This is a genomic window from Falsiroseomonas sp., assembly GCF_051859025.1.
Taxonomy (GTDB): Bacteria; Pseudomonadota; Alphaproteobacteria; order Acetobacterales; family Acetobacteraceae; genus Falsiroseomonas.
On sequence record NZ_JBHYGL010000010.1, the window covers coordinates 116,393 to 125,131 of the forward strand.

The 8,739-nt window shown below is 71.0% G+C and carries 10 protein-coding genes; all 10 read left to right on the plus strand.

The features are described from left to right. Positions 1–8 precede the first annotated feature (8 nt). Positions 9–833, plus strand: coding sequence for a HesA/MoeB/ThiF family protein (locus ACTIE5_RS11430; protein ID WP_439549834.1), 825 nt, complete (start codon positions 9–11; stop codon positions 831–833). Continuing rightward, positions 830–1,204 carry a DsrE family protein gene (locus tag ACTIE5_RS11435; RefSeq protein WP_439549825.1) on the plus strand — a complete coding sequence of 125 codons (375 nt, stop codon included), beginning with the start codon at positions 830–832 and terminating at the stop codon, positions 1,202–1,204. The genes ACTIE5_RS11430 and ACTIE5_RS11435 overlap by 4 nt, the downstream gene beginning before the upstream one ends. A gap of 58 nt (positions 1,205–1,262) precedes the next feature. Next, entirely contained in the window at positions 1,263–2,036 is a 774-nt protein-coding gene (gene dapB / locus ACTIE5_RS11440) for a 4-hydroxy-tetrahydrodipicolinate reductase (RefSeq protein ID WP_439549826.1), read from the plus strand. 219 nt (positions 2,037–2,255) lie between these two features. Beyond that, positions 2,256–3,443: a methionine adenosyltransferase gene (metK, locus tag ACTIE5_RS11445; protein WP_439549827.1), complete on the plus strand. Its 1,188-nt coding sequence runs from the start codon at positions 2,256–2,258 to the stop codon at positions 3,441–3,443. Between the two features lie 72 nt (positions 3,444–3,515). Continuing rightward, positions 3,516–4,229, plus strand: coding sequence for a tRNA (guanine(46)-N(7))-methyltransferase TrmB (gene trmB, locus ACTIE5_RS11450; protein WP_439549828.1), 714 nt, complete (start codon positions 3,516–3,518; stop codon positions 4,227–4,229). Positions 4,230–4,312: 83 nt separating this feature from the next. Continuing rightward, the gene (locus ACTIE5_RS11455; protein ID WP_439549829.1) at positions 4,313–4,798 is read left to right on the plus strand and encodes a hypothetical protein; all 486 of its coding nucleotides are present in this window, start codon (positions 4,313–4,315) and stop codon (positions 4,796–4,798) included. Positions 4,799–4,969: 171 nt separating this feature from the next. Then, complete coding sequence (gene rimP, locus ACTIE5_RS11460) at positions 4,970–5,557, plus strand: ribosome maturation factor RimP (RefSeq protein WP_439549830.1); 588 nt, start codon at positions 4,970–4,972, stop codon at positions 5,555–5,557. A 10-nt stretch (positions 5,558–5,567) separates the two neighbouring features. After that, entirely contained in the window at positions 5,568–7,226 is a 1,659-nt protein-coding gene (nusA, locus tag ACTIE5_RS11465; RefSeq protein WP_439549835.1) for a transcription termination factor NusA, read from the plus strand. Next, a complete protein-coding gene (locus tag ACTIE5_RS11470) occupies positions 7,195–7,995 on the plus strand; it encodes an RNA-binding protein (protein ID WP_439549831.1) in 801 nt (266 codons plus the stop codon). Before nusA ends, ACTIE5_RS11470 begins: the two co-directional genes overlap by 32 nt. A 123-nt stretch (positions 7,996–8,118) precedes the next feature. Continuing rightward, positions 8,119–8,739, plus strand: a 621-nt coding sequence (locus ACTIE5_RS11475) for a translation initiation factor IF-2 associated domain-containing protein (protein WP_439549832.1), incomplete at its 3' end; no start/stop codon positions are given.

Sequence of the window (8,739 nt, forward strand, 5' to 3'; positions counted from 1 at the left end):
TCGCCCCCATGGACCTCGACTTCACCGAGGCGGAGCTCCGCCGCTACTCCCGCCACATCCTGCTGGAGGAGGTGGGCGCGATCGGCCAGTCCCGCCTGCGATCGGCGCGGGTGCTGCTGGTGGGTGCCGGCGGGCTGGGATCGCCGCTGGCCCTCTACCTGGCGGCGGCGGGCATCGGCACGCTCGGCATCATCGATGATGACCGGCTGGAATTGTCGAACCTCCAGCGCCAGGTCGCCCATGTCACGGACCGCATCGGCCGCAACAAGGCGGAGAGCGCGGCGGAGACGATCGGCGCGCTGAACCCGGCGGTGAAGGTGGAAATCCACGCCAGGCGCCTCGACGCCGCCTGGGCGTGGGAGAACATCCCGAATTACGACCTGGTCTGCGACGGCACCGACAATTTCGCCACCCGCTTCCTGCTGGGCGATGCCTGCCATCTGCTGGGCCGCCCCCTGGTTTCCGCCGCCGTGCTGCGGTTCGAGGGCCAGCTCTCCGTCTTCAAATCCCACCTCGGCGCGCCGCATCCCTGCCACCGCTGCCTGCACCCCGAACCGCCGCCGGATGGCCTGGTGCCGACCTGCTCGGAGGCCGGGGTGCTGGGCGCCGTCACCGGCGTGATGGGCACGCTGCAGGCGACGGAGGTGCTCAAGGTCATCCTCGGCATCGGGGAGGATCTGTCGGGCCGCCTGCTGCTGTGGGATGCGCTGGATGCGCGGTTCCGCACCGTGAAGCTGCGGCGCGACCCCGCCTGCGCGCTGTGCGGGGACGCCGCCACCATCCATGACCTGGCCGGGCATGGTGATGCCGCGGCCCCGGCCTGTTCGGTGTGACCACCCCGCTCGGCATCCTGCTGCGCCACGGCGACCATGAAGCAGCCCACTACGCCCTGGTGCTCGCCACCGGTGCCGCGGCCGTCGGGCGCGATGTCACGCTTTTCGCCACCAATGGCGGCTGTCGCCTCTTCCTCGCCACCGCGCCGCTGGAGGCGGATGGGCGTGAGGCGCTGCTGGAATCCCGCGGCGTCGCCGGCATCGGGACGCTGATGGCGGCCGCAAGCGACCTCGGCATCCGCCTCATCGCCTGCGAGGCCGGGCTGCGCGCGGAAGCCCTCGCCTCCGCCAGCCTCGCGCCCGGGGTGGAGGTGGCGGGCGTCGTCACCTTCCTGGCCGCGGTCGGGCCGGGGCAACTCATCAGCCTGTAGCCTTGACCCCTTTGGCGGCTCGGGCGAAGCCTGTGCGCTCGGGAAACGGGGGGTTCGCATGGTCCGCATCGGCATCTGTGGCATCGCCGGCCGCATGGGGCGGCTGCTGGCGGAGGAAGCGGTGCTGGCCGGCGCTACGCTGGCCGGCGGGATAGACCGGCCCGGCGCGGATGCCGCCACCCTGCCCGCCGCGCTGCTGCCCGATGCCGCGGCGCTGTTCGCGGTCAGCGACGTGGTGATCGACTTCACCCATGCCTCCGCCGCCGCCGGCCATGCCGCCGCCGCCGCCGCCGCGGGCCGGGCCTATGTGCTGGGCACCACCGGCCTGACCTTGGAGGAGGAGGCCGCCATCGCCGCCGCCGCCCGCTCCGCGCCGGTCTGCTACGCCGCCAACTACTCCACCGGGGTGAACCTGGTGCTGGCCATCGCGGAACGCATGGGCGCGACCCTGCCGCCCGAGCAATACGACGCCGAGATCCTGGAGATGCACCACCGCCAGAAGGTCGACGCGCCCTCCGGCACCGCCATCGCCATGGGCCGCGCCGTCGCGAAGGGGCGCGGCAAGACGCTGGAGGAGGTGGGGATCGATTCCGGCCGGGATGGCCATACCGGCGCCCGCGCCACCGGCCCGATCGGCTTCGCGGCGCTGCGCGGCGGCCAGGTGGTGGGGGAGCACACGCTGCTCTTCGCCAGCGGGACGGAGCAGATCGCGCTGACCCATCGCAGCTTCGACCGCCGGTCCTACGCGACCGGGGCGGTGCGCGCGGCGCTGTGGCTGCATGGCCGGCCCGCCGGTCTCTATTCCATGATGGATGTGCTCGGCATGCGATGAAGCGGGGCGCCTGGGATTGGGGGGTGCGCCGCGGCTGTCGCCTGGGCGCTTCCGCGGCCCTCGGCCACAACCCTGACGCGATTGGCACGCCTCAGGCGCGCTCACCTGCCTTGACCCCGCCATTTTGCACTGCGATACGCGCCCGTCCCGGATCCGCTGGGGCATTCTTGCCAGGCCGGGGCGTTCCGGCTCTCCCGCGACAAGAGGCCGAACCAAGCCATGCGCGACAAGGGCGAATATCTTTTCACGTCGGAGAGCGTCTCCGAGGGCCACCCGGACAAGGTGGCGGACCGCATCTCGGATACCGTGCTCGACGCCTACCTCTCGGCCGATCCCTATTCCCGCGTGGCCTGCGAGACGCTGTGCACCACCAACCGCGTGGTGCTGGCTGGTGAGACGCGTGGCCCCGGCAGCGTGACGCCGGAGCTGCTGATCCACCTGGCCCGCATGGCCATCCATGACATCGGCTACGAGCAGGACGGCTTCCACTGGAAGAACGCCCAGATCGAGTGCCACCTGCATGCGCAGTCCGCGCATATCGCGCAGGGCGTGGACGCCGCCGGCAACAAGGATGAAGGCGCCGGCGACCAGGGCATCATGTTCGGCTATGCCTGCCGCGAGACGCCGGAGCTGATGCCCGCGCCGCTCTACTACGCGCACCTGATCCTGCGCCGCGTGAGCGAGATGCGCCGGGCCGGCGACGTGGCCGTCCAGGGCCTGCTGCCCGACGCCAAGTCCCAGGTCACGCTGCGCTACGTCGATGGCAAGCCGGTAGGCGCCACCTCCATCGTCGTCTCGACCCAGCACCAGGAACACCTGGACCAGGCCGAGATCAAGCGCATCCTGCGCCCGATCGTCGAAAGCAGCCTGCCCAAGGGCTGGATGTGCCCGGACAACGAGTTCTACGTGAACCCGACCGGCACCTTCATCATCGGCGGCCCCGATGGCGATTGCGGCCTGACGGGCCGCAAGATCATCGTGGACACCTATGGTGGCGCGGCGCCCCATGGTGGCGGCGCCTTCTCCGGCAAGGATCCGACGAAGGTCGACCGTTCCGCCGCCTATGCCGCGCGCTACGTCGCCAAGAACGTCGTCGCCTCCGGCATCGCCGACAAGTGCACCATCCAGGTCTCCTACGCCATCGGCGTGTCCAAGCCGCTCTCGGTCTATTTCGACCTGCACGGCACGGGCAAGGACGTCGATGAGGCGAAGCTGGCCAAGGTCATGGACGGCCTGGTCAACCTCTCCCCGCGCGGGATCCGGGAGCATCTGCACCTGAACCGCCCGATCTACGCCGTCACCAGCGCCTATGGCCATTTCGGCCGCACGCCGGACCTGGAGAAGGGCACCTTCACCTGGGAAAAGACGGACCTGGCCGACGAGATTCGCCGCGCCTTCAACCGCTGAGCCTGGGTTTAGCCTGACCTTGGGGGCGGCCGGCGCAAGCCTGCCGCCCCTTTTTCCTGTTCGGAACCGACCATGACCGCCGACCGTCCACCGCTTGCCGAGGGCGTGCCCGACCGCCTCTATGGTCGTCGCCGCGGCCACCCGCTGCGCCCCCGCCAGCAGCGCCTGCTGGACGTCACCCTGCCCCGCCTGCGGCTTTCGGCGGAGCAGGCGCGCGACCCGCTGGCCGCCTTCGCCATGCCGGGCGCGAAGCTGTGGCTGGAGATCGGCTTCGGCGGCGGGGAGCACGCGCTGGAACAGGTCGCGGCGCATCCGGGGGTTGCCTACATCGCCTCCGAGGTCTTCGAGAACGGGCTCTGTTCCCTGCTGACGCGGCTGGTGGCGGAAGGGGAGGAAGGCACGGGCGCGCTACCGGCCAACCTGCGCCTCTGGCCCACCGATGCCCGGCACCTGGTGCAGGCGCTGCCGGAAGGGTGCCTGGACCGGCTGATGCTCATGTTCCCGGACCCCTGGCCCAAATCGCGCCACGCCAAGCGGCGCTTCGTGCATCCGGAGTTGCTGGCCCTGGTGCACCGCGTGCTGCGGCCGGGCGGCGAATGGCGCATCGCCAGTGACGACCCGACCTACCAGGCCTGGGTCGAGGACGTCTTCGCCAACACCACGCTGTTCACGCGGGCGGAGCGCCATGCGGCCGAACGCCCCGCGGGCTGGCCCGGTACGCGGTACGAGGCCAAGGCGCGGCGGGAAGGCCGGCAGCCGATCTGGTGGATTTTCCGCAAGACCTGATCGCGCGCCGCGCGCTTCATCGCGATTGTGTGATTGTATAATTCACGCTATCGTGAGGCTCTCGATGTTCGGGGCCCTCCGCGATGTTGCCGCTGCCCGCCAATGACCTTCGTCCGCGCCGCCTTCCCCGCCCGGAGGATTTCGCCGGTGAGCGCGGCGGCTACGCCCCCTGGTGCGGCCCGACCGCGGTCGCGACCGCGGCGGGGCTCGACTATGCCAGCGCCTGCGCGCTGCTCGCCCGGGTGGCGCCGGACCGCTACCCGCCGGGGCGGGAGGTGGTGACGGCCTGGTGGCGCGACCTGGTCGGCGCGCTCGGCCTGGCCGGCGTGACAGCGGAGCCCCAGCCGGTGGAGGGCCGCAAGACACTGACCCGCGCGGTGCGGGACGGGCTGCCGGAGGGCTGGTGGCTGGCCCGCGTCACCGGCCATTTCTGCCTGGTCGAAGTCGCCCGCGGTGGCGCGCGGGTGTTCGACAACCGGCTGCATGGGGAGGCGTTGTCGCCGCGCGCCCATGGAAGGCGCCGCGTCACTCATCTCGCGCGCGTACCCACGCCGCCAGGCGCGGAGTAACGCCGCCGCGCTTGCGGTCGGTCCTCCGCCGCGCTTGCGGTCGGTGCGACGCGCGGCTATATGGCAGTCGAGAGATCGCTTTCCGACGAGACCGGGAGGTGGCCCCGAAACGGGCCGCCTTTTTTGTTGGCCGCTTCCTGCGGCCCCGGGCGCGTCGGCCTGGAATGCGCAATGGACGAAGATCAACCGCACCATGAGGGCCTGGAGGCCCGGATCGCCACGGCGATCACGCCGACGCTGGGGCAGCTCGGCTATGAACTCGTGCGGATCCAGGTCAGCGGCAAGGAACGGCCGGTGGTGCAGATCATGGCCGACCGGGCCGATGAAGCGCCCTTCCGCGTCGAGGATTGCGAAGCCATCAGCCATTCAGTCGGCGCCGTGCTGGACGTCGAAGACCCCATCAAGGGCGAGTGGACGCTGGAGGTTTCCTCCGCCGGCATCGATCGCCCGCTGACCCGCGCCAAGGACTGGAACCGCTTCGCCGGCCATATCGCGACGGTGGAACTCGTGGTGCCGCAGGACGGCCGCAAGCGCTTCCGCGGCATCGCGCTGGGCGCGGATGCCGAGGTCGCGCGGATGCGGCTGGAGGATGGGACGCAGCTCGACCTGCCGCGCGGCAATATCCGCCGCGCCAAGCTGGTCCTGACCGACGAATTGATCGCGGCCACCACCGCGCCGGCGGAAGACGCCGGCACGGAGGAGGTCCAGGACGAGGCCGCCGGGGCGCCCCCCCGCGGCCGCAAACCCAAGAGGAACTGACGCCATGGCGATGGATGTCGCGATCGCGCGCCCGGAACTCCTGCAGGTGGCCGATGCGGTCGCCCGGGAGAAGATGATCGAGCGTGACGAGGTGCTCGAGGCGATGGAGCAGGCCATCCAGAAGGCCGGCCGCGCCAAATACGGGCATGAGAAGGACATCCGCGCGACCATCGACCGGAAAAGCGGTGAGGTCCGCCTCTCCCGCTGGACGGAGGTGGTGGAAGCCGAGCCGGTGGAGAACGAGGCGACGCAGCTTTCCTTCCGCATCGCCCAGAAGATCAAGCCCGGCATCCAGATCGGCGAATTCATCGTCGACCCGCTGCCGCCCATCGATTTCGGCCGCATCGCCGCCCAGACCGCCAAGCAGGTCATCGTGCAGCGCGTGCGCGAGGTCGAGCGCAGCAAGCAGTTCCACGAGTACAAGGACCGCGTCGGCGAGATCATCAACGGCGTCGTCAAGCGGACCGAATACGGGAACCTGATGGTCGATCTCGGCCGCGCGGAAGCCCTCCTGCGGAGGGACGAGACCATCCCGCGCGAAGCCTTCCGCAATGGCGACCGCGTCCGCGCCTACATCTACGACGTGCGGGAGGAACCCCGCGGCCCGCAGATCTTCCTGTCCCGCACCCATCCGGGCTTCCTGGCAAAACTGTTCGCGCAGGAAGTGCCGGAAATCTACGACGGCATCATCGAGATCAAGGCGGTGGCGCGGGACCCCGGTTCGCGCGCCAAGATGGCGGTGATCTCCCGCGACAGCTCCATCGACCCCGTCGGCGCCTGCGTCGGCATGCGCGGTTCGCGCGTGCAGGCCGTGGTGCAGGAACTGCAGGGCGAGAAGATCGACATCATTCCCTGGTCGCAGGACCAGGCCACCTTCATCGTGAACGCGCTCGCCCCCGCCGAAGTCACCAAGGTGGTGCTCGACGACGATGCACGCCGGGTCGAGGTCGTGGTACCGGATGACCAGCTTTCGCTCGCCATCGGCCGCCGCGGCCAGAATGTTCGCCTGGCGTCGCAGCTCACGCGCTATGACGTGGACATCCTGACGGAGGCCGAGGAATCCGAGCGCCGGCAGGAGGATTTCCGCAAGCGCTCCGGCCTCTTCGTCGAAGGGCTCGACGTGGACGACGTGATCGCCGGCCTGCTGGTGACCGAGGGCTTCGGCTCCATCGAGGACATCATCAACGTCGATGACGAGGAACTCGCGGGTATCGAGGGCTTCGACGAGAATGTCGCGATTGAGTTGAAGAGGCGTGCGCAGGCCTTCCTGGACAAGCGCGACCTTGAACTCGACGAGAAGCGTCGCGAGATGGGGGTTGAGGACGCGGTCGCCGAGGTGGGCGGGTTCTCCCCCGCCATGCTGGTGGCGCTGGGCGAGAAGGGCGTGAAGTCCCTCGACGACCTGGCTGATCTGGCCGGCGACGAATTGATCGAGATCCTGGGCACGGATGCGGTGGACGAGGATACGGCGAACGCCGTCATCCTGGCCGCGCGCCAATCCGCCGGCTGGTTCGGCGATGAGGACGTCGTCGGCGCCCTGGCCGCGCAACAGGAGGCCGAGGCCACCGAGCTGGAAGGCGAGGCGGACGAGGCAGCCGAGGAAACGACGGAAGAAGGCGCCGCCGAGGGCACCGCGGATGGGGAGCAGGGCGACGAACGCAACGCCTGACACCGCGCCGCACCCGGCCGAGGCCGGGGTTTCGGCGACGCTGATCGAGGATCAGGCTGCCCTGGTGGTGGCCGGGCCAGGGGAGTCCCTGGTCCATGATCCGGCGGATTACGCGGATGATGACGCGGAAGAGCCCGAGAAGGGCCCGCTGCGCCGTTGCCTCGTCACCCGGGAAAGGCTGCCGAAGGAGGCGATGCTGCGCTTCGTGCTGTCGCCGGAGCGTCGGGTGGTCTGCGATCTGGCCGGGCGACTGCCGGGCCGGGGAATGTGGTTGAGCGCGAAGGCTGATGTGATAGAACGTGCCACGACCCGCGGGGCCTTCGCCAAGGCGGCACGCGGTTCGGTGCACGTGCCCCCTGACCTTCGCGCGCGGATCGAGGACGGCCTACGGGGGCGCGTCCGCGACCTCATCGGCTTCGCCCGTCGCGCCGGCCAGGCCGTCAGCGGCTGGCAGGCGGCGCGGGAAGTGTTGCAGGCCGGGACTGCCGGCCTGGTGGTTCAGGCTTCGGATGGAAGCCTGGCGGAGCGGGAACGGCTCCTCGGCTTGCGGCGGGTGCCATCTGTGGCGCCGCTGAACGCGGAGGAGCTGGGGGCGCTGTTCGGACGGGACCGGGCGGTGCATGTTGTCATCGCGCCAGGAAAGCTGGCGGACGGAATCGCGGCGGAAGCCGCACGGCTCGCGGGCGTTGCCGCTGCGGGGCCAAGACAGGGGGACGCGCCGGGCGCGCCGCCCGAGGCAACGGACCCCCCGGCCACGGCCGGGGAATGAATACCGCGCCCCGGTTCGCCGGGGCGGGGACCGACTTCACCCGCGCTTGCGCGGACTGCACAGGGTGCCGCGTTCAACACGCGGCTAGACATGACGGACGAGAGATCGGGTTCGGATCGGCGGATGAGCGACCAGAACGACCAGGATGCGGCAAAGGGCCGGCTTTCCCTACGGCCCGGCGGCCGCCTGGAGCTGGGCAAGACGGTGGACGCTGGCAGCGTGCGCCAGTCCTTCAGCCATGGCCGCAGCAAGGTGGTGCAGGTGGAGGTGCTGAAGAAGCGCGCCCCCACGGCACCTGTGGCACCGGCAAAGCCGGGTGCCGCGCCAGCGGCGGCAGCGCCGGCCGGCGCCCAGCCCAGCGGGCCTCGCCCCGCCGTGGGTGGGTCACCGCGCCCGGGCAATGCCGCCCCGGCGGGCAAGCCGCCCGCCGCGGCCGGCCGCCCGCTGACGCAGGCGGAAGTCGCCATGCGCCAGCGCGTGCTGGAGGAGCAGCGCCGGGTCGATGCGCAGCGCCAGCGCGACGAGCGGGAGCGCCAGGCGCTCCAGCTGCGCTCCGCCGCCGAGGAAGCGGCCCGCCGCGCCGAGGAAGACCGGCGCCGCGCCGAGGATGAGGAACGGCTTGCCGCCGAGGAGGCGCGCCGCGCCGCCGAGGAAGCGCGCCGTGCGCCCCCGCCGCCCCCGCCCGCCGCGACGGAGGACAGCGCCCCCGTGGCTGCTGCCCCGGCCGCGACGCCGCAGGCGCAG

Excerpts from the sequence above, each read along its gene's own strand:
- ACTIE5_RS11430 (WP_439549834.1), top strand. The coding sequence starts at position 9 with ATGGACCTCGACTTCACCGAGGCGGAGCTCCGCCGCTACTCCCGCCAC.
- dapB (WP_439549826.1), top strand. The coding sequence starts at position 1,263 with ATGGTCCGCATCGGCATCTGTGGCATCGCCGGCCGCATGGGGCGGCTG.
- metK (WP_439549827.1), top strand. The coding sequence starts at position 2,256 with ATGCGCGACAAGGGCGAATATCTTTTCACGTCGGAGAGCGTCTCCGAG.
- trmB (WP_439549828.1), top strand. The coding sequence starts at position 3,516 with ATGACCGCCGACCGTCCACCGCTTGCCGAGGGCGTGCCCGACCGCCTC.
- ACTIE5_RS11455 (WP_439549829.1), top strand. The coding sequence starts at position 4,313 with ATGTTGCCGCTGCCCGCCAATGACCTTCGTCCGCGCCGCCTTCCCCGC.
- rimP (WP_439549830.1), top strand. The coding sequence starts at position 4,970 with ATGGACGAAGATCAACCGCACCATGAGGGCCTGGAGGCCCGGATCGCC.
- nusA (WP_439549835.1), top strand. The coding sequence starts at position 5,568 with ATGGATGTCGCGATCGCGCGCCCGGAACTCCTGCAGGTGGCCGATGCG.
- ACTIE5_RS11470 (WP_439549831.1), top strand. The coding sequence starts at position 7,195 with ATGGGGAGCAGGGCGACGAACGCAACGCCTGACACCGCGCCGCACCCG.